The organism is Streptomyces sp. NPDC059398 (assembly GCF_042751845.1).
Classification (GTDB): Bacteria; Actinomycetota; Actinomycetes; order Streptomycetales; family Streptomycetaceae; genus Streptomyces.
In genome coordinates, this window is sequence record NZ_JBHYWP010000024.1 from 13,042 (window position 1) to 33,169 (window position 20,128).

Genomic DNA, 20,128 nt, shown 5'->3' on the forward strand with positions numbered 1-20,128 from the left:
AGAGCTTTCACAGGGGTATGTTGCCTACCGGGAAGGAGCCACATGGCTGAACAGGGCAGAAGAACAGTGCGTGACCTGCGGCGCGGCAACCGCGCCCAGGTATTGCAACGGTTGTATTTCGACGGGCCGCTCAGCCGCCAGGAGCTCGCCGCCGCGACCGGTCTGAGCTCGGGTTCGATCAGCAATGTGGTCGCCGAACTGGCCGCGGACGGACTGCTTGAGGAGGCCGGCGTGGTCGACTCGGAGGGCGGCCGGCCGCGCACGCTGCTGCGCGTCGCCCCCGCGAGCGGCCATCTGATCGGGATCGATGTGGGGGAGACCCGCGTCCGGGTCGAACTCTTCGACCTCTCACTCGGTGAACTGGCCCGCTCCGAACGCCCGTTGGCGCATCACGGCTATGACGTCGGCCGGATCGTCGGCCACATCAGGGAGGCCGTCGCCGATGTGCTGCGGGACGCCGACGTGTCCGCGAACCGGCTCGTCGGTGTCGGGGTCGGTGTGCCGGGGATCATCGACCGGGACGGGCCCGACGGGGTCGTCGTCCACGGCCAGACCGTCGGCTGGGACGCCGTCCCGCTGGAGGCCATGCTCCGCGAATCGGCCGAACTCCCTTCCTGGGTACCGTTCTTCATCGACAACGGGGCCAAGACGCTGGGCCAGGCCGAGATGTGGTTCGGCGGCGGACGCGGCACCAGCGACGCCGTCGTGGTGCTGTTCGGCTCCGGGGTCAGCGCGTGCATCGTGGTCGACGGCGAGCTCTACGGCGGCGCGGAGACCAGGGCCGTCGAGTGGGGCCACACCACCGTGCGGGTGGGCGGACGGCGCTGCCGCTGCGGTTCGCCCGGCTGTCTGGAGGCGTACGTGGGGGCCGAGGCGATCCGCGAGCGGTGGCTGGAGTCGGGCGGCTCCCCGGCAGCGGCGGCCGACGAGGAGACGGCCCTGGCCACCCTGCTGGCCGACGCGCTGCCCGCATCAGGGGGGCTGGCGGGCGACACCGCCGCCGCCGGACTGCTGGACGAGACCGCCGAGTATCTGGGGGCCGGCATCGCCGATCTGATCAACCTCTTCCGCCCCGAACGGATCCTGGTGGGCGGCTGGGCCGGCCTGTTGCTCGGCCCCGCGCTGCTGCCCGCCGTGCGGCGGTACGCCAAGGAGTACGCGATGCACCACCCGGCCGAGCGCGTCACCATCGGCCTGGGCACGCTGGGCCCCGACGCGGTGACGCTGGGAGCGGCCACCCTGCCGCTCGCCGACTTCTTCGCCCGCGGCGGCAGACACCGCAGACACGACGCGCCGGACCCGGACGCCGACCCCGTCAATCTGCTGCGGCAGGGGGACTGGCGGCCGGTCGTGGTGGAACGGCGCTGAGGACTGTCCTTCCCGGCGCCGTCAGCACGTTCTTCGCGCCCGATGAGCGACGATGCCCCCGGCTCACGACTTCGTCTTCGTGAGTTCGCCGTTATTGAGTTCGTAGACGGTCTTCCTGTGGCCCCGCATGCTCTCTTCCAGGACGACACGGTCGACGTAGGGCCGCTTCATCGTGGTCTTGTCCATGTCCTTCGTCAGCACCTCCTTAATGTAATTCTCGATCTTCCTCGGGTCGCTCACGTCGTCGGTCACCTGCATGGCGATGGTCCCCGTGTGCCGGGCTCCGCCGCCCTGTCCCGAGCGCAGAGTGAGTTCACGGTCGGTCATGGCGTTCCCCTTCCCGCTGGCGTTCTTGCCTTCGAGCTGGCTCGCGGCCGCCAAGAGGTTGTGGCGGAAGTTCCGCTCGACCGTCAGCTTCGCCTGGACGAACTCACCGGTGAACACGTCGGGTTGCTGCTCCGCCGCGCCTGGATCCGCGTCCTTGGGGGCAGGCCGCCAGACCACCCAGTCGGCGCCCGTCTTGCCCGAACGCTTCTCCGACACGAAGGAGGCGATGAAGTCGCCACGCTCCGTCGAGCCCAGGGACAGGCCGAGATGATGGTTGATGTCGTCCCGGGAGCACGCACCGAACTGGACCACGCATGTGGGGTCCGCCTCCAGTTGCTCCAGCCCCGCCTCCAGCTCGTACAGCCAGCCGGTGCCCGGCCTTGCCTTGTTCGCGAGCTGCCGCATCTCCTCCTGCGGGAAGGCCCGGTTGCCCATCTGCTTCAGCTTGGCGAGTGTCGTCTCCGCATCCGGATCTCGGGACTGACCGTCGGCCTCGGACTCCTCCTGGCCGGGACCGGAAGGGGCCTTCCCCGCCTTCCCGTGCAGGCCCTTCACGAGCTCGGCGAGTGTGTCCTTGGTCGGAGCCTGATGGACCTCCTCGTCATCGATGAGCTGATTCAGGGTCCGGAACAGCTCCTTCTGCTTCTCCTTCTTCTTGGCGTCGTCGTGGGCTCCGATCCCCCATTTTTCCTTCCACTTCTTGGCGCTGAACGTGAAGAAGGACGGTGTGTGGGCATTCCAAGGCGCAAGAGCGTCGACCGTGTTCTCCTTGCCGTCGATACGGCCCAGCCTGGTGTCGATGGCCCGCTGAAGTGGCTCCGTACCGGCACCGGTGGCGGTCGTGGGGGCGGTGGCCTCGCCGGGCGGAGCCGTCGCCCGGTCGGGAGCAGGTCCGGCCAGCACCCGGGCGGCGTTGGCCTCGGCCTCACGCTCGAAGCGGTCGGAGGGGTCGCTGACGGCGAGCCCGTCGCCCTGGTCCGTGCCGGCCACCGGTCCTTTCCGCTGCTGGATCACATGTGTCAGCTCATGGGCCAGGGTGTGCCGGTCCTCGCCCCCCTCGCCCATGACGACATGGTTGCCGGAGGTGTAGGCGTGGGCGCCCACCTCGCTCGCGGAGGCCTTGGCCGCGGCGTCGGTATGCAGGCGTACACCGGAGAAGTCCGCGCCCAGACGCGACTCCATGTCGCTGCGGATCGTGTCGTCCAGCGGATGGCCGGGCGAGCGCAGCACCTCGTGGACAGCGGAGCGCTGCACTGCGGGTTGTGCGTCCGGCTGGTGGCCGCAACCGGCGGAGTGTTCGTGCCGCTCCTCGGCGGCCCGGCGGAGCATCTGCACGACGGCGGCGTTGCCGGCCGTGGTCTGAAGGTTCAGCAGCCCGCTCTGCCGTACCGCCCGCGATGGTGAAGCCGCCGGAGTCCGTCGGGCGGGGGTTCCTGCGTCCCGATTCGTCTCGTGATCGCGCAAGGGAGCCTCGCCTCTGGTTCGGTACGCTGATTTGTCCTGTCTACACAGTCAGAGCGCATCAGCACCAGAGACAACCGGGCAGCGCCGACCGGTCGAACGGGCAGAAACGAGCGAGAGGGCCGGACTGCCGGACAGCGCCGGGGTGTTCGCTGCGCCGGTCGCGGCATCCGTCAGCCCCGGCCTGCGCGTTCCCCGGCCGGTCCCGGCAGGAGTAACAAGTCGGTGTCGTCAGATAGCCGGCTTCTCAGGCGGCGTTGGGTGGGGCGGGGGGTTGAAAGCACGCGGTGACGTCCTTGCCGCGGGTGCAGCGGTGGGTTTGCCAGTCGTCGGCGAGAGCGTCGACGAGCAGCAGTCCGCGCCCCCCGGGACTGTCGGAGGCGGGCTGACGTGGTGCGGGCAGGTCCGCTGACGTGTCGTGGACGGTCACGTGGAGACACTGCTCGTCCCACAGGAGGATCAGCTGTGCGTCACTGCGGGCGTGGACGTGAGCGTTGGTGATCAGTTCGGAGACGGTCAGCACAACGGAGTCCACGACGTGTTGTGCCTGGTGGCACCATTCGAGAGAGTCCAGGTGCCCTCGCGTCCAGTCCCGGGCTTCGGCCACGCCGCAGTTCATGGGAAGAGACCGCGCCCAGCCCACCGCTCTCAGCGAACTCTGCTCCGTCACCGTGACTCCTTCGGGCGTTCTGGGACCGCTCAGCAGCGTCCTGGGACGTAACGGATACCCTCCGGATTCCGGATGACGCCCGCGACCCGTGGCAACCGGCATCCTTGTCGGGACGGCAGTGCCGCGGGATCCCGACGGGGAACCGCAAGGTCTCCGAAGGCCCGCGTTCGTTCCTCGCCGCCGGCACGGAGACTTTCCGCTTCCGAGGCCGCGTTACCCGTGCTTCGCCATCCGGGCGGCACGCGCGTCAGTGTGGAACTCCCACGGAGGGGTGGGCAGCGCCTCACCGGTTTCAAGCAGCGTCTTGAGATTCGCGAGCACTGTCGGCCAGCCCTGTCCGATGGCTTCCCGGTCGGCGAGCGAACGGAACTTGGATTGGGTGAGGGTGAGCTTCACGATGTCGCGGTACGGCTCGATCTCAAATGTCACAAGGCTCTGTTCGGAGGCTGGATCAAGGGCCCGGCTCGGTTCGCCGAAGCCGAAGGAGAGCCGATGTGGAGGATCAACCTCCACAACCGTTCCAGCAGCATCGGAAATACCTGATCCATCGACCCGGACATGGTCGACCCGGCTGCCGACCCTCCAGTCCGAGACCTGGGCATGCCCCCAGAACTTCGCGGTGATGTCCGGGTCGGTCAGGGCGTTCCACACCTGCTCAGCCGTGGCTTTGATGTAGGTCGTGTAGACGTAGTCAGGAACTGGGCCTGTCTGGGACGACTCGGTCATGGCGTCCTCCTCCGCGCGGTTCTTGACCCCCGCGAGCACCGCAAGCTGCGGCTCCTCGAACTTCCAGATCCATCGGGTCTGGATCTGGTGGATCAGTACTGGGTTCAGATAGTGCAGTTTGCGTCGGCCATCCCGCACCGAGGTGACGAGATTCGCGGCCTCCAGGAGCTCAAGGTGCTGGCTGACCGACTGGCGGCGCATGTCGAGCCCTTCGCAGAGCTCCCCGAGCGTCAGCCCGGTCCGCTCGTGAAGCATGTCCAGCAAACGCCGTCGACCAGGATCTGCCAGGGCCTTGAACACCTTATCCGCATCCACGCGATCATTATGCAGGTAGTCACCTGCCTAATGCAAACGGCTCAGATCCAGCGACCCGCGGGAAGATTCACGAGTCGACGGCGTCAACAACCTGTGGCCCGGCAATGGCTGGGACGCTCGCGCGTCGTGGCTCTCGCGAGTGGCGAGGACGTGACCCATGTGGGTCCGGGCTCACTGCCTGAGCCCGCCTGTCGGGTACGGGAGCGCGAGAGTGGGGCCGGTCGGCTCGTAGCCGACGGTGACAGGGGCCGTGGGTGTCACCGTGCGGATGGGTAAGCCGTCGCGCCGGAAGGAACGCGGAGTCCTCCACGGTGCGGGACCGTCCGCTACGGGACCAGTCCCACGCCGACATAGCCCGGATACGGTGTGAGTTCGGGCGCGGGCGGGACCTGGAACCACTCGGGGCCCGTCACCACGCCCGGCTCGACCAGATCCAGCCCGTCGAAGAACCGCACGATCTCAGCGCGCGTCCTGGGCTGGAAGGGGATACGGCTGGAGTAGGTGCCGGCCACATGCTCCTCCGCCTCGGGGAATGCGTCGAGGCTGGCCTGCGCCAGCATGAGGCAGCTGCCCGACGGCAGCCGGCCGACCAGCTCCCGCACGATCGCGTGCGGGTTCTCCTCGTCGAGGATGAAGTGCAGGACGGCGATGAGCGACAGGGCCACCGGCCTGCTGAAGTCCAGGAAACCATGGGCGTGTTCGAGGATCGTGTCCGGTTCGCGGACATCGGCCTCCACGTAGTGCGTGGCGCCCTCAGGGGTGCTGACCAGCAGGGCTTCGGCATGGCGCAGCACGATGGGGTCGTTGTCCGCGTAGACGACCCGGGCCGTGGGGATGATCTCCTGGACGATCTGGTGCAGATTCGGCTCGGTCGGGATCCCGGTGCCGATGTCCAGGTACTGGTCGATGCCCTGGTGCGCCGCCCAGGCGGCCGCGCGGTGCATGAACGCGCGGTTCTGCTGCGCTCCGACCCGGATGAAGTCGGCCAGCTCCTCGCCCAGCTCGCGGTCGACGAGATAGTGGTCCTTGCCGCCGAGCAGATAGTCGTAGACGCGCGCGGGGTGCGGCTTGCTGGTGTCGATGGGGTGCTTGGGGTTGCCTGCCGTCATGGGTGCTCCGAGTGCTCCGTTGCGGTCCGGACGTGGCGTGGAATCGGTGGGAACGAGCGAGTCCGGGCGGAGGGGCCGCCACGCTCACGCACTGCTCGCCTCCCGTCCTCACCTCGAAGTCTGTCACTTCCGCGGTGTGACGAGCCTTTCGCGGCCCCGAGCCGGCCCCGGCGGAGGGCCGGGTGGGCCCGGACCCGCCCGTCCTCCTGCCCGGACCCGTTCAGTCTCCTGCCCGGACCCGTTCAGTCTCCTGCCCGGCCCGGCTCAGTCTCCTGCCCGGCCCGGCTCAGTCTCCTGCCCGGCCCTGCCCGACCCGCCCGCAGTCCCCGTCTCAGGGCAGTACGCCCGCCATGGGCACCGGAACCGGCACGTCCACCTCCGTCACCAGTGGCAGATCCCCGGCCGACCGCCCCGCGTACACCGTGAACACCCCCGGCTCGACGCGCCAGCACCGCTCCGCCACGCACCAGTGCCGCAAAGACCGTCCCGGTACCCGGACGACCACTTCGGCGCTCTCGCCGGGCCGCGCGTGTACGGCGGCATGGCCCGCGAGCCAGCGGACCGGGCGCTCCACGGCCGATACCGGTCGCGCCAGATAGAGCTGGACGACCTCGCGCCCCGCACGGCCGCCCGTGTTGCGGACCCGTACCCGTACGTCGAACGAGCCGTCGCCCGACACGGCTCCGGGGGGTTCGAGCCGTTCGTACTCCCAGCTGGTGTACCCGAGACCGTGCCCGAACCAGTACGCGGGCGCCACCGGCCCCCGCAGCCAGGCCCGGTAGCCTATGTGCAGGCCCTCCGTGTAGCGCAGCGCGCCGTCCCGGGGCGTGGTGCCCAGCACCGGTACGTCGTCCTGCCGGGCCGGCCAGGTCGTGGGCAGCCGCCCGCCCGGCTCCGTACGGCCGAGGAGGACATCCGCCACAGCATGCCCCGCCTCCTGGCCGGGGAACCAGCCGAGCAGCACCGCCGCCACCTCGTCCCGCCAGGGCAGAACCACCGGGCCGCCCGCGTTCACGACGACCACCGTGTCGGGACGGACGGCGGCCACGGCCCGTACCAGCTCGTCCTGACCGACGGGCAGTGCGAGCGAGAGGCGGTCGCTGCCCTCGGACTCGGTCTCCTCCGTGGTTCCGACCGCCACCACGACGGCATCGGCCGCGCGGGCCGCCGCGACCGCTTCGGCCAGTGCGGCGGCGGGGGGCGAAGCCGGTGGCGCGGCGGCGAGGACCGTGGCGACTCCGGTGCCGGGGGCCAGTCCGCGCCGGGCGACGATCTCGGTCTCCGCACCCGCGGTGAGGGTGATCCGGCCGGAGCGGTACGGGGGCGACACATGGATATGGGTCGGGTCGTCGGTCTCCGGGGCGAACACACCCTCCACCACGGTCCGGCCATCGGCGGTCAGCGAGACCGGGCCGAATCCGCCGACCGCCAGGGTCCACTCACCGCTCGCCCCCGGCCGCAGCAGGGTGCGGATCTCCACGGTGGCCGCGCCCTCGGTCCTGGCCGGTTCCACGATCCGCCCCGACAGCCGGTGTTCGGAGTGCAGTACGGCGCCACCGGCGTCCAACAGGCTGACCAGGAAGCCGGGTTCACCGGTCTCCGGATTGCGTGCCGCCTCCCGGGTGAGCGGCGCGGGCCCGCGTCCGGCCGGCACCCCGGGTGTATGCAGCAGCCGCACCCCCGGGCCGAGCGCCGCCCGGATCCCCTCCAGCGGGGAGACGACGGAGCCGGGGAAGACCTCGGCGCTGCCCCCGCCCTGGATACGCAGCCCGGCGGCCCGCGGCCCGATCACGGCGACGGTCCGCAGTTCCCGCGGGTCGAGAGGAAGCACCTGCCCCGCGTTGCGCACCAGCACCATGCCGGCCGCCGCTGCCCGGCGCAGCAGTGCGCGCCGCTCCGCATCGGGCACCACAGGACGCCACACCGGAGCCGGTGTGCCGAGCGCGCCCACCCGGTCGGCCAGCCGCAGCAGCCTGCGCACCTTGTCGTCCACCGCGGACTGGGCCACCGCCCCAGACCGTACGGCCGCCAGCAGCGCATCGCCCCAGGCACCGGCCGGTCCGGGCATGGCGAGATCCTGGGCGGCCCGCGCCGTCTCCACCGTGGCGCGCACCGCACCCCAGTCCGAGATCACCAGGCCGTCGAAGCCCCACTCGCCCTTCAGCGGTTCGTCCAGCAGCGGACTCGCCGACATGGTCGCGCCGTTGACCCGGTTGTACGCCGACATCACCACCCACACACCGGCCTCGACGGCGGCCTCGAACGGCGCCAGATAGACCTCGCGCAGGGCCCGTTCGCCCACCCGGACATCGACCGTCAGCCGGTCGGTCTCGGCGTCGTTGGCGACGAAGTGCTTGGCCGTCGCGGCGACTCCGCCCGCCTGCACACCGCGGATGAGGGCGGCACCGGTACGGGAGGTGAGCAGCGGATCCTCGGAGCAGCACTCGAAGTGGCGGCCGCCGAGCGGCGTCCGGTGCAGGTTCAGCGTGGGCGCCAGCAGTACGTCCACGCCCTTGGACCGGGCCTCGGCCGCGAGCAACCCGCCCAGTTCCGCGGCGAGTTCCTCGTCCCAGGCCGCCGCGACGGCGGTGGGTGACGGCAGGACGAGCGAGGTCTCGCGTTCGTCCCACGACTCACCGCGTACGCCCACCGGCCCGTCGGATGTCACCATCGCCCGCAGCCCGGCCGCCGGTTCGGCGTGCGTGCGCCAGCCGGAGGCCCCGGTCAGCAGACGCACCCTGGCCGCCGGGCTCAACGCGGCGACCAGGGCGTCCAGTTCTTCGTCGGTCATGAAGCCCCCTCCGCGCTCTCCTTCGGAGAGCGCTCTCCCGTATCGGCTGCAAGGGTACGGCGCGCACGTGCCCTTGTCATTCCCTCCACGCCGGCCTTACTTTTGCGCCCTGCGACGTGTCCGAGGGGCGCGTCCGAGGCGCGAGTGGGGGAGCCGAGCATGGCCGCATCCGGTCGTCATCGCCGTTACGAGCCAGGCCGGATCAACCGTGCCTCGCTCGCGGTCACCGCGGGCGGCGCCGGGCTCGCGCTGCCGCTGCTCACCGCCGCACCTGCGGGCGCCGCCACGGCAGACGTCTGGAACAAGGTGGCGCGCTGCGAATCCACCGGCAACTGGCAGATCAACACCGGCAACGGCTATTACGGCGGGCTCCAGTTCAGCCGGTCCACCTGGCAGGCGTACGGCGGCGGTGTCTACGCCGCGCGGGCCGATCTGGCGACCCGGCAGCAGCAGATCGCGGTCGCGGAGAAGGTGCTCAGGGCGCAGGGTCCCACCGCCTGGCCGGTCTGCTCGGTACGGGCCGGGCTCAGCAGGGACGATGCCGCGCCGAGGACGGTCGTGAAGGCCGGGGCGCCGAAGACGGCCGTACGGACCGGGACCGGAACGGCCGGCCGAGCGGCCCCGAAATCCCGTACCGCGGCGCCGGAGCACACATCCGCCCCGAAGCCCCGGAGTGAGCCGCACCCCAGGACCCCGGCCGGCTCCAAGACCGGTGCCGCGCCCGCGGCGTCGGCGAGGCCGTCGGCGACCGTCGCTTCCGCCACGCACCACGACGCGTACACGGTGGTCAGCGGTGACTCGCTCTCCCGGATCGCCGAGGCCGAGCACGTCAGCGGCGGCTGGCACCGGCTGTACGAGGGCAACCGCCCGGTGGTCGGCACCGACCCCGACCTGATCTTTCCCGGCCAGCGGCTGACCATCGACGGGCAGCAGCGGAAGGCCCGGTCCGGACACGCCCCCGCCGCGCCCCGGACCGCGGAGCCCCGTACGGCACATACGGCGCACACCACGACGGCGCCCGCCGGACCCGCGGCGAAGTCCCACCGGACGGCGCCCGCGCAACACCACCCCGCTTCGGCTGCTCAACGCCACCCCGCTTCGGCCGCGTCCTCGACGGCCCTGGTCGCACCCGTGCCCGGCCACCACACCACGGCCTACCGCGCGTCCGGCGGTTCCTGGTCCAGCGGCCACCACACCGGTATCGACTTCCCGGTCGCGACGGGCACCTCGGTCAAGGCGGTCGCCGCGGGCCGAGTGGTCGCCGCCGGGTGGGGCGGTGCCTATGGCTACCAGGTGGTCATCCGGCACGCGAACGGCACGTACACCCAGTACGCCCATCTGTCCGCACTGACGGTCCGGATGGGCCAGAACGTCCAGCAGGGGCAGCGCATCGCCCGCTCCGGGTCGACCGGCAACGCCACCGGACCGCATCTGCACTTCGAGGCGCGGACCGGCCCGGACTACGGCAGCGATATCGATCCGTTGGGCTACCTCAGGGCGGGCGGCGTCGCCGTGTGACCGTCCTTCTTGGTGCGGGTGCGCGCTGCCACCAGATGCGGCTGCGGCGCGGGCCCGCCGGGTGGCGGGACCGTGGCGGAGGTCTGCCGGCCCTGTGACTGTGAGCCGCGCGGGGTTCCGGCGTCCGGCCGGTCGTCCGGCCCGTGGGGGGTCCCGGCGTCCGGCCCGTGCGTGGCCCCGGAGTCCGGCCGGTCGGCGGCGAGCCGCTCCGTCGTCAGCAGGATCAGTCCGCCCGCCGCCACGACGCCGCAGGCGAGCGCCAGCACCGTACCGGTCACCCCGTAGCGGAACTGCTCACCGAAGAGCGTGACACCGAGCGCGGCGGCCAGCACCGGATTGACGACGGTCACGGTCGCCAGCGGGGCCGCGAGCCCGGCCCCCCGGTACGACGCCTGCGAGAGCAGTACCCCGGTCGCCGCGAACCCGGCGATGGCCAGCAGGCTCGGCCACTCGGCGGTCGGTGAGTGCGAGGTCCAGTCCACCGCGACGGTCTTGACGAAGACCGAGGCGGCGCCGAAGGCCACCCCCGCGGCCGTTGCCATCACGACGCTCCGCACCACCGGCTTGCGCACCCGCAGAGCGGTGAGGAACAGCAGGGCGATCCCGCCGAAGGTCGCCAGCGCCAGTACGGTCCGCTCGCCGCCGGGCAGCGTGCCGCTGCCCGCACCGCCGGTCAGGGCGAGCAGCCCGGCAAGCCCCACCGTGGCCATGATCGCGCCACGCCAGGCGGCGGCCCCCGCCCTGCGGCGTACGAAGACGGCAGCCATCGGGAGTGCGAAGACGATGGTCAGGGCACCCAGTGGCTGCACCAGGCTGAGTGGCCCGTAGGCCAGCGCGATCACATGCAGTCCGGCCCCGAGGCCGTTCAGTGTCATGGCCGCCCACCAGCCGGCGTGACGCAGGGGTGCGTAGGGGCTGCCGGGGGTGGCCACGGCGACACGTTCCTGCACGATGGCCCCGGCCGCATACGCGACCGCGGAGACCAGCGACAGCAGCACGGACAGCGCGAGGGCACTCATGTATCAACGATCTCTCCTTTCGGCCGGATTGTCGTCGTACCCAGGCACCGAATCGTTCGTACTACCAGAGCAGTACGCGGCAACCCGGGAGGTAGTCCTCGCGGCGGTCGTGCAAGAGCCGCAAACCCCCCGGGAGCCGCGCACCGCGGCTACCGGGCGGTTCGCGGCGTGGTCACCGGGTGGTCAGGGCGCGGCCTTCAGAGCATCCTGCGGCGCCTGCCCAGCCAGGTCTGGGCGATGACCACGACCGCCAGGAAGGCGCCGCTGACCACCTGCTGGTACGCGGAGTCCAGCGAACCGATCTGGTTGATCACGTTCTGGATGACCTTCAGCAGCAGCACCCCGACGAGCGAACCGCTGATGAAGCCGAATCCGCCGGTCAGCAGCGTGCCGCCGATGACGACGGCCGAGATCGCCTCCAGCTCCATGCCCGAGCCGAGAATGGTGACACCGGAGACCAGCCAGGCCGCGTTGAGCGCGCCCGCGAGCCCCGCGCAGACCCCGGAGAGCGCGTACACGGTGGTCTTCGTACGGGCCACGGGGGCGCCCATCAGCGCCGCCGCGTCCTCGTTCCCGCCGACCGCGTACACATACTGGCCGAAGCGGCTGCGGCGCAGCACCACCGCTCCCAGGACGAAGAGCGCCAGGGTGATCCAGACCGGAACCCCCAGGCCGAGCCAGCTGTCCTGGCCGAGGTGGGCGAAGAGCGAGGAGCCGTCGACGAGGTAGGTCGTCGCCCCCTCGTGGGTGATCGCCAGCAGGATGCCGCGCGCGGCGAGCAGCGACGCCAGGGTCACGATGAACGGCGCCAGCCGGGCCCGCGCGATCAGCAGGCCGTTGACCAGGCCGATCAGCCCGCACACCGCAAGCGGCAGCAGCAGCGCCACCAGCGTCCCGTACCGCGAGCCCCAGGCCCCGAGCACACCGCCCAGCGCGAAGAGCGAGCCCACCGACAGATCGATGCCGCCGGTGATGATCACAAAGGTCATCCCGAGGGCGACGACGGCGAGGAAGGCCGAGGAGACGGCCATGTTTCCGAGGTTGTCGGCGGTCAGGAAGGTGTCGAAGCTCAGCGATGCCGCGATCACGGCGACGACCAGGGTCACCAGGGCGCCGTGCTGCTGGGCGAGCGCGCTGATCCGCTCGCCGCGGGTCGATCCGGTGGGCTCGTCCCCTTCGGCCTCGCGGCCGGTCCCGATGGTCTGCACGGCGGTCACCGCTTCCCCCGTTCCCGTGCCGCGTACACCGCGAGCACGATCACCACGGCCTGGGCGATCTGCGTCCAGGACGGAGGCAGATCGTGCTTGATGAGCGTGGCGGTGAGCAGCTGGATGAGGACGGCCCCCGCCACGGTGCCGCCGATCCTGATGCGGCCGCCGCTCAGCGGCGTACCGCCGACGACGACCGCGGTGATCGCGGAGAGTTCCATCAGATTGCCGAGCGAGGTCGGATCGCTGGCCTGCAGCCGCGCCGACGCGAGGACCCCCGCGACGGCGGCCAGCACCCCGGAGCAGACATAGACCAGGATCAGCACCCGCCGGACCGGAAGCCCGGCCAGCTGGGCGGCGGGCCGGCTGTCGCCGATGGCGAGCAGCTGCCTGCCGAAGGTCGTACGCCGCACGGTGAACGCGACGACCAGGGCGAGCGCCGCCGCGATCAGCACCAGATACGGGATGCCGAGCACGTCCCCGGAGCCCAGCGACGCCATGCCCGGGTCGTGGATGTCCTTCAGCTGGGGGAGCAGGACCAGGGCGATCCCGCGTCCTGCGACCATCAGTGCCAGGGTCGCGACGATGGGCTGGACGCCGATGAACGCGATCAGCGATCCATTGGCCACCCCCACCACGATCCCGCCGACGACGGCCGTGATGAGCGCGATCCACACCCCGTAGCCGAGGTAGAGCGAGACCAGCGAGGTCGAGAGGGCCATCACCGAGCCGACGGAGAGGTCGACGCCCTCGCTGCCGATCGCCAGCGCCATCCCGAGCGCCACGATGAGGACCGGTGCGACCTGCACGGCCTGGGTGCGGAAGTTCTCCGCGGACAGGAAGTGCGGGGTGAAGGCGATATTGGCCAGGATCAGTACGGCCACCCCGGCGTACACGCCGTACTCCTGGAGGAGCCGCAGCAGCCGGTCACGGTCGTAGGAAGTGCGCCGGAGCGCCAGGTCAGTCATGGTCCCCGCCCTTCGCGGCGATGGCCCGCAGCAGTCGCTCCCCGGTGACGGCGTCACCGGACAGCTCCGCGACGACGGCGCCGTCCCGCAGGACGACGACCCGGTCGGAGCCCTCGATCAGCTCCTCCATGTCGGAGGAGATCAGCAGGACGCCGAGCCCGTCCTCGGCGAGTTCGTCGATGAGTTTCTGCACCTCGGCCTTGGCACCGACGTCGATGCCCCGGGTCGGCTCGTCCAGGAGCAGCACCTTGGGGTGCATGGCGAGCCAGCGGGCGAGCAGCACCTTCTGCTGGTTGCCGCCGGAGAGTTCGCCCACCTTCTGGTGCGGGCCCGCGGCCTTGATCCGCAGCCGCGTCATGAAGGTCTCCACGATGCTGTCGATGCGTTTCTCGTCGACCAGGCCGAAGCGCGAGAGCCCCGGCAGTGCGGCGAGGGCGATGTTCTCCCGTACCGAGAGCCCCGGCACGATGCCCTCGGCCTTGCGGTCCTCGGGCAGCAGACTGATGCCCGCCCGGATGGCGGCCGGGGTGGAGCCGGTACGGACGGCGCCGCCCGCGACCAGCACCCGGCCCGTGTCGGGCGGCAGCGCCCCGGCGATGGCCTTGGCGGTCTCGCTCCGGCCGGAGCCGAGCAGCCCGCCGAGACCGACCACCTCACCGGGCCGGATGGTGACCGACACCCCGTCCAGCACATGACGTACCGTCAATCCCTCTGCACTCAGGACGGGTTCGGCGCCCTCGATGTGTCCGCCGGTGAACTTGGTGAGGCCCTCGCTGCGCACCTCGCCCATCTCCCGCCCGAGCATCAGCGAGACCAGCCGCAGCCGGTCGAGCTCGGCGATCGGCCCGGTGTGCACGACCTTGCCGTCCCGCAGCACGGTGACGTTGTCGCAGACCTCGTACAGCTCCTCCAGGCGGTGGCTGACGTAGATCACCGCGATCCCGCGGTCGCGCAGCATCCGGATCACCCCGAACAGGGTCTGGACCTCGGCCGGTTCGAGCGAGGACGTCGGCTCGTCCATGATGACCACCCGGGCGTCCACCGAAACCGCGCGGGCGAGCGCCACCATCTGCTGGGTGCCGACGCCGAGGGACCGCAACGGCCTGCGCACATCGGTACGGACACCCAGTGAGCGGAGCGCCTCGTCCGCCTCGCGGTGCATCCGGCGGAAGTCGATCAGGCCGATACGGTTGCGGGGCTCGCGGCCGAGGAAGAGATTGCGGGCCACGCTCAGCAGCGGGACCAGATTCACCTCCTGGTAGATCGTGGAGATCCCGGCGTGCTGTGCGGCGAGCGGGGTGGCGAAGGAGGCCGGTTCCTGACGGTAGGTCAACTCGCCTTCGTCAGGGTGGTAGACACCGGTCAGTACCTTGATGAGGGTGGACTTCCCGGCGCCGTTCTCACCGATCAGCGCGTGGACCTCACCGGGCCGCACCGCGAAGTCCACCCCGTCGAGCGCGCGGGCACCCGGGAAGGTCTTGGTCAGACCGGTGACGGACAGCACCGGCGCCTCGGGCGCCCCCATGCTCAGAACGCCTTGTCGATGTCGGACTTGGCGTTGTCCTTGCTGTACTCACTGTCCTGGATGACGATGTCCTGCGCGACCTTCTGGCCCTTGGTGAAGTTGTCCAGCGTCTCGAAGGCGAGCGGCCCGAAGCGCGGGTTGGACTCCACGTCACCGCTCATCCAGCCGTCCACGATCTGCTGGACGCCGTTGCGGGTGCCGTCCACCGTCACGATCTTCACCGCGCCGGCCTTCTTGCCCGCGCCCTTGAGCGCGTTGACGGCGCCGAGGCCCATCTCGTCGTTCTCCGCGTAGATCCCGGCGATGTCGGGGTTCGACTGGATGAGCTGTTCGGTGACCTGCTGGCCCTTCTCGCGTACGAAGTCACCGGTCTGCTCGAAGACCACCTTGAGCCCGGGGGCCTTGGCCTTCAGCTCGTCCTTGAAGCCCTTGGTGCGTTCGGTGGTGACGTTGTTGCCCGCGGAGCCCAGCAGAATCGCGAGCTTCCCCTTGCCGCCGGTCGACGCGATCATCTGGTCGGCCGCCCGCTTGCCCTGCTGGACGAAGTCCGAGCCGATGAAGCTGACGTAGTCCTTGCACGGGGTGGCGTTGATCTTCCGGTCCACGGTGACGATCGGGATGTGCTTCGCCGCCGCGGTACGGAGCACCGGGCCCCAACCGTCCGAGTTCAGCGGGGCGATGACCAGCAGGTCCGCGCCCTTGGCCATCAGGTCCTGGACATCGCTGATCTGCTTGGAGAACTGCGACTGCGCGTTGGCCGTCAGCAGCTTCAGACCGCGCTTCTTGGCCTCGGCCTTCATGGACGCGGTCTCGGCGATCCGGAAGGGGTTGGCCTCCTTCTCGGACTGCGAGAAACCGATCGTGGCGTTCTTGATGTCGAGCTTCTTGCCGCCGAACTGACCGATGGTGCAGCTCTTGGCGTCGCCCGCGGTCGGAGTGGCGACGACCTGGCCCGAATCGCCCTTGCCGGACGAGGCGGAGGTGTCCTTCGAGCCGTCGTCCTCGGACTTGGCGCAGCCGGACGCGAGCGCGAGGCACGCGGTGAGGCCGGTGGCGAGAAGAGCTTTGCTGGTGGTGCGTCGAAGGAGCATGGTCGGATTCATGGCGTCCCCAGATTTGGCGCAGGCCCGTGGTGGTTGAGGCACGGGAGGCGGGCTCGTACGAGTCGACTCACAGCGTTCCGGGGCACTTTTTACAACGTTAGAAGGGTCCTGTAAACCCTTCGCGTACCTGACAACCCAATACCGGGCCTGATCCCGCGTCACCGGCGCCCCAGAGTGCTCTCCCGCTCCACCAGCCTGAATTCCGCGGCCAGTTCACGTCCGGCGCGCGTCCCGCCCGACTGCTCGCTGTGCTGGTCGGAGCCCCCTTCCGGACTCTGGAGACCGCCGATGACCGACTCCACGGCGAGCCGCGCGATGGACTGCTTGTCGGGCGAGACGGTGGTGAGTGTGACCGCACCGAATCTGCCCTCCGCGATGTCGTCGAACCCCACCACCGCCACATCCCACGGCACCCGCAGCCCCCGCTCCGAGAGCACCCGCATCGCACCCACCGCCACCAGGTCGTTGTAGGCGAAGACGGCGTCGGGCCGCTGTCCCGAGTCCAGCAGCCAGGCCATCGCCTGCGCCCCGTCCCCGCGGTCCCAGCCGCTGGTCGGGGCCGCCAGCCCGTCGGGCGCGGGCAGCCCGGCGGCCGTCAGCTCCTCGCGCCAGCCGCGGAGCCGCAGTTGGGCGGGCCTGTTGATGCGGTCGGTGCGGGCGCCGAGGTAGGCGATCCGGGTGCGGCCGAGCCCGATCAGATGCCGCACCGCGCAGCGCGAGGCCGCGACGTTGTCGATCGCGATGTGGTCGTACGGGAGGGCGTCGTACTCGCGCTCGCCGAGCAGCACCAGCGGCGCGTCATGGATCCGGCTGCTCAGATCCTCGGGCTCCAGCTCGATGGGGGAGAGGATCAGCCCGTCGATGACCCGCCCCCGGAATCCCTGACTGACCAGGATCTCCTGTTCGCGCTCGCCGCGTGTGTGGTCGAGCAGCACCGTGTAGTCGTGCTCGGCCGCCGCGTCGATGACGGCCCCCGCCAGCTCGGCGAAGTACGGGTTGCCCAGTTCGGGCACGGCGAGCGCCAGGATTCCCGTACGGCCTTTGCGCAGGTGGCGGGCGGTGAGGTTCGGTACGTAGCCGAGCTCGTCGATCGCCGCCTGCACTCTGGCCCGCATCGCCGGAGTGACGTGCTGGTAGTTGTTCACCACGTTCGAGACGGTCTTGATCGAGACGCCCGCGAGCCCGGCGACGTCCTTGAGGCTTACGCCCACTGAGTCTCCCCTCCGAGTTGGTCATGCCGCTGGACAGCAGGCAGGAGTCGTGCTGTCATGCCAACTGCCGTTCCTTCCAACGTTGTACAGACTGATGCAACGAGCCGCCACCCTTCCTCACCAAAGGAGGATCCGTGCGCATCCGAAGAAATCTGGCCCTACTCCTCGCCGCCGTCACCGGCTTCGCGGGGCTCTCCGCGATGCCGGCCGCGTCGGCCGCGCCGGCCAGGTCCGCACACCCGAGCACCACCGTCACCGCCCATGGGCTGAAGGGGGAGTACTACACCCAGTCGGCCCCGGGAGCCTTCGACTTCGCGCAGCTCAAGGCCACCGGATTCGACCCGGACATCGACTTCCCCACCCTGGAGTCACGGCTCCAGTCCGCCACCGGCCAGTCGGACAACGACAGCGTCCGCTGGACCGGGAAGATCGTCCCGGAGAAGACCGGCGCCCATACGTTCTCGATGATCGGCGACAACGGCTTTCGGCTCTGGATCGACGGGAAGCCGGTCATCGACCACTGGGTCGACGACTGGGAGAAGGAACAGACCTCCCAGCCGGTCGAGTTGACGGCGGGCAAGGCCTACGACATCAAGATCGAGTACTTCGAGCACGAGGGCGGTTCCAACCTCCATCTGAAGTGGACCCCGCCGGGCGGCACCAAGACGCCGGTCCCGCAGTCCGCGTTCCGGCTGCCCGACGGATACGACTACGACGGTGCCATCGCCGCCACCGTCCAGAAGTCCGGCCGCACCCTCAAGCTCGACTTCGCGCAGAAGCTGGCACCCCCGCCCGCCGGACTCGCCGGACATCTCGACGCCGAGATAGGCGGCGCTACCTGGCCGCTGGGCGCCGTCAAGGCCGACCGCTCCGACCCGCACAGCCTCACCGTCGCACTCAAGCAGCCCGTGGTCGGCAAGAAGGGCGGCGGTGCCAACGGTCTCGCCGACATCCGCTACGACGGCAAGGGTTCGCTGAAGAGCCGCGACGGCAAGGCGGTCGGCGCCTTCTGGTCGAGCGGTTCCAACAACTCCGAGTACGAGCTGCGCACCAAGTGGGCGGACGACGTCAGCCCGTCCAACGCCCACCCCGAGTACCCGCGACCCCAGCTCACCCGGGACGACTGGCAGAACCTCAACGGCAGCTGGCAGTTCGCCGCGGCCAAGGCGGGCGAGAAGCCGCCGGTCGGGAAGAAGCTGGCGGAGAAGATCCTCGTCCCGTACCCGGTCGAGTCCCAGCTCTCCGGAGTGGAGCGGCACGAGGACCGGATGTGGTACCGGCGTACGTTCACCGTCCCCAAGGGCTGGAAGGTCGGCTCGGGCAAGCGGCTCCAGCTCAACTTCGGGGCCGTGGACTGGCAGGCCGATGTGTACGTCAACGGCACCAAGGTCACCGAACACAAGGGCGGCTACGACAAGTTCAGCGCGGACATCACCGACGCGCTGAAGCCGGGCCGCACCCAGGAGGTGATCGTCGGGGTCTATGACCCGACCGACGCCAAGGACGGCGAGAACCCGCCGATGGGCAAGCAGCGCCAGGACCCCAGCGGTATCTGGTACACCCCGTCGTCCGGCATCTGGCAGACCGTGTGGATGGAGCCGGTCGCGGCCGACCACGCGGACTCCCTCAAGCTCACCCCGGACGTCAAGGCGCAGAAGGTCGCCGTCGAGGTGCAGGGTGTGCGCGGCGGAGTGCCGGTCACGGCGACCGCGTACGACGGCAGGCGCAAGGTGGGCACCGCCACCGGACGTACCGGCACCGCGCTGAACGTGCCGGTGCCCAGGCCGCACCTCTGGTCGGCGGACGACCCGCATCTCTACCGGCTCAAGGTCACCGTCGGCTCCGACCGGGTCGGCAGCTACTTCGGGATGCGCTCCATCGCGGTCGAGAAGGTGAACGGCACCCCGCGCACCGTGCTCAACGGCAAGCCGGTCTTCATGATGGCCACCCTCGACCAGGGCTTCTGGCCGGACGGGCTGTACACCGCGCCGACCGACCAGGCCCTCGCGTACGACCTCAAGATGCACAAGGCGATGGGCTTCAACGCGGTCCGCAAGCACATCAAGGTCGAACCGGACCGCTGGTTCTACTGGGCGGACAAGCTCGGGCTGCTCGTCTGGCAGGACATGCCGGCCATGGAGGCGGGCACCAACCCGTCGCCGGCCGCGCGCACCGAGTACGAGCACGAGATGAAGCAGATGATCGACCAGCACAGCAGCCACCCGTCGGTCGTCATGTGGGTGACGTTCAATGAGGGCTGGGGCCAGTACGACATGGCGCGCATCGCCGACCAGGCCAAGGCCTGGGACCCGACGCGTCTGGTCAACAGCATGTCCGGGATCAACCTGGGAGCCGACGGCGGTACCGGCGACATCATCGACGAGCACGGCTATCCCAGTCCGGCGCTGCCGGCGCCCGACGGGAGACGCGCGCTGGTCAGCGGTGAGTACGGCGGACTCGGACTGGCTGTCCCGGGGCACGCCTGGGCGGTGCAGCAGTCATACGTCGCGGTCGACCCGGCCACGTACACGGACGACTACCTCACCAAGCTCAATGAGGTACGCAAGCTCGCCTGCCAGGGCAGCAACGGCGCCGTCTACACCCAGATCTCGGATGTGGAGGGCGAGCTGAACGGGCTGATGACCTACGACCGGAAGGTCATCAAGCCGGATGTGAAGCGGGTCAGGGACGCCCAGCAGGCGCTGATCCATGACGCGTCGCAGGCGGTTCCGGCAGGGTGCCCGTCCTCCTGACGGGGCCGGGTGCCCCGTGCCGTACGCGGCCCGGGGCACCCGGAGCATTCCGGTCG

14 protein-coding genes are annotated in these 20,128 nt (G+C 70.3%); 3 read left to right on the plus strand and 11 right to left on the minus strand.

Annotated features, from left to right (window positions below; genetic code table 11):
- Positions 1–42: 42 nt before the first annotated feature.
- Entirely contained in the window at positions 43–1,368 is a 1,326-nt protein-coding gene (locus tag ACFXBC_RS11720) for an ROK family transcriptional regulator (protein ID WP_385022033.1), read from the plus strand.
- A gap of 63 nt (positions 1,369–1,431) precedes the next feature.
- Here the strand turns inward: ACFXBC_RS11720 and ACFXBC_RS11725 are convergent, their stop codons facing one another.
- The 5 genes from ACFXBC_RS11725 to ACFXBC_RS11745 all read right to left on the minus strand — a co-directional run bounded on the left by ACFXBC_RS11725 (position 1,432) and on the right by ACFXBC_RS11745 (position 8,767).
- The gene (locus ACFXBC_RS11725) at positions 1,432–3,024 is read right to left on the minus strand and encodes a DUF4157 domain-containing protein (RefSeq protein WP_385022161.1); all 1,593 of its coding nucleotides are present in this window, start codon (positions 3,022–3,024) and stop codon (positions 1,432–1,434) included.
- A gap of 379 nt (positions 3,025–3,403) precedes the next feature.
- Complete coding sequence (locus tag ACFXBC_RS11730) at positions 3,404–3,826, minus strand: ATP-binding protein (RefSeq protein WP_385022036.1); 423 nt, start codon at positions 3,824–3,826, stop codon at positions 3,404–3,406.
- Positions 3,827–4,039: 213 nt separating this feature from the next.
- Positions 4,040–4,867, minus strand: coding sequence for an ArsR/SmtB family transcription factor (locus tag ACFXBC_RS11735; RefSeq protein ID WP_385022038.1), 828 nt, complete (start codon positions 4,865–4,867; stop codon positions 4,040–4,042).
- A gap of 326 nt (positions 4,868–5,193) precedes the next feature.
- Complete coding sequence (locus ACFXBC_RS11740; RefSeq protein WP_385022041.1) at positions 5,194–5,976, minus strand: SAM-dependent methyltransferase; 783 nt, start codon at positions 5,974–5,976, stop codon at positions 5,194–5,196.
- 331 nt (positions 5,977–6,307) lie between these two features.
- The gene (locus ACFXBC_RS11745; RefSeq protein ID WP_385022044.1) at positions 6,308–8,767 is read right to left on the minus strand and encodes a glycoside hydrolase family 3 C-terminal domain-containing protein; all 2,460 of its coding nucleotides are present in this window, start codon (positions 8,765–8,767) and stop codon (positions 6,308–6,310) included.
- A gap of 159 nt (positions 8,768–8,926) precedes the next feature.
- Here ACFXBC_RS11745 and ACFXBC_RS11750 point away from each other — a divergent pair, with 159 nt between their 5' ends.
- Positions 8,927–10,285, plus strand: a complete 1,359-nt coding sequence (locus tag ACFXBC_RS11750; RefSeq protein ID WP_385022047.1) for a transglycosylase family protein — start codon at positions 8,927–8,929, stop codon at positions 10,283–10,285.
- On the opposite strand, the gene ACFXBC_RS11755 is transcribed toward ACFXBC_RS11750, so the two are convergent.
- The 6 genes from ACFXBC_RS11755 to ACFXBC_RS11780 all read right to left on the minus strand — a co-directional run bounded on the left by ACFXBC_RS11755 (position 10,255) and on the right by ACFXBC_RS11780 (position 17,319).
- Positions 10,255–11,304 (minus strand): DMT family transporter, encoded by a 1,050-nt coding sequence (locus ACFXBC_RS11755; RefSeq protein WP_385022050.1) that lies wholly within the window; start codon positions 11,302–11,304, stop codon positions 10,255–10,257. The genes ACFXBC_RS11750 and ACFXBC_RS11755 overlap by 31 nt on opposite strands.
- Positions 11,305–11,501: 197 nt before the next feature.
- On the minus strand, positions 11,502–12,512 hold the full coding sequence (locus ACFXBC_RS11760) for an ABC transporter permease (RefSeq protein WP_385022164.1): 1,011 nt from the start codon (positions 12,510–12,512) through the stop codon (positions 11,502–11,504).
- A gap of 5 nt (positions 12,513–12,517) precedes the next feature.
- A complete protein-coding gene (locus ACFXBC_RS11765) occupies positions 12,518–13,480 on the minus strand; it encodes an ABC transporter permease (RefSeq protein ID WP_385022054.1) in 963 nt (320 codons plus the stop codon).
- A complete protein-coding gene (locus ACFXBC_RS11770; RefSeq protein WP_385022057.1) occupies positions 13,473–15,005 on the minus strand; it encodes a sugar ABC transporter ATP-binding protein in 1,533 nt (510 codons plus the stop codon). The genes ACFXBC_RS11765 and ACFXBC_RS11770 overlap by 8 nt, the downstream gene beginning before the upstream one ends.
- Before the next feature lie 2 nt (positions 15,006–15,007).
- A complete protein-coding gene (locus ACFXBC_RS11775) occupies positions 15,008–16,096 on the minus strand; it encodes an ABC transporter substrate-binding protein (protein ID WP_385022060.1) in 1,089 nt (362 codons plus the stop codon).
- Between the two features lie 170 nt (positions 16,097–16,266).
- The gene (locus tag ACFXBC_RS11780; protein ID WP_385022063.1) at positions 16,267–17,319 is read right to left on the minus strand and encodes a LacI family DNA-binding transcriptional regulator; all 1,053 of its coding nucleotides are present in this window, start codon (positions 17,317–17,319) and stop codon (positions 16,267–16,269) included.
- Positions 17,320–17,519: 200 nt separating this feature from the next.
- On the opposite strand from ACFXBC_RS11780, the gene ACFXBC_RS11785 reads away from it, so the two are divergent.
- Positions 17,520–20,072 (plus strand): PA14 domain-containing protein, encoded by a 2,553-nt coding sequence (locus tag ACFXBC_RS11785; protein ID WP_385022167.1) that lies wholly within the window; start codon positions 17,520–17,522, stop codon positions 20,070–20,072.
- Positions 20,073–20,128: the final 56 nt, after the last annotated feature.

What these genes read in the sequence shown, in the direction of transcription:
- ACFXBC_RS11720 (WP_385022033.1), top strand. Translation starts at nt 43, where the DNA reads ATGGCTGAACAGGGCAGAAGAACAGTGCGTGACCTGCGGCGCGGCAAC.
- ACFXBC_RS11725 (WP_385022161.1), bottom strand. Translation starts at nt 3,024, where the DNA reads ATGCTCCGCCGGGCCGCCGAGGAGCGGCACGAACACTCCGCCGGTTGC.
- ACFXBC_RS11740 (WP_385022041.1), bottom strand. Translation starts at nt 5,976, where the DNA reads ATGACGGCAGGCAACCCCAAGCACCCCATCGACACCAGCAAGCCGCAC.
- ACFXBC_RS11745 (WP_385022044.1), bottom strand. Translation starts at nt 8,767, where the DNA reads ATGACCGACGAAGAACTGGACGCCCTGGTCGCCGCGTTGAGCCCGGCG.
- ACFXBC_RS11750 (WP_385022047.1), top strand. Translation starts at nt 8,927, where the DNA reads ATGGCCGCATCCGGTCGTCATCGCCGTTACGAGCCAGGCCGGATCAAC.
- ACFXBC_RS11755 (WP_385022050.1), bottom strand. Translation starts at nt 11,304, where the DNA reads ATGAGTGCCCTCGCGCTGTCCGTGCTGCTGTCGCTGGTCTCCGCGGTC.
- ACFXBC_RS11765 (WP_385022054.1), bottom strand. Translation starts at nt 13,480, where the DNA reads ATGACTGACCTGGCGCTCCGGCGCACTTCCTACGACCGTGACCGGCTG.
- ACFXBC_RS11770 (WP_385022057.1), bottom strand. Translation starts at nt 15,005, where the DNA reads ATGGGGGCGCCCGAGGCGCCGGTGCTGTCCGTCACCGGTCTGACCAAG.
- ACFXBC_RS11775 (WP_385022060.1), bottom strand. Translation starts at nt 16,096, where the DNA reads ATGCTCCTTCGACGCACCACCAGCAAAGCTCTTCTCGCCACCGGCCTC.
- ACFXBC_RS11785 (WP_385022167.1), top strand. Translation starts at nt 17,520, where the DNA reads ATGCCGGCCGCGTCGGCCGCGCCGGCCAGGTCCGCACACCCGAGCACC.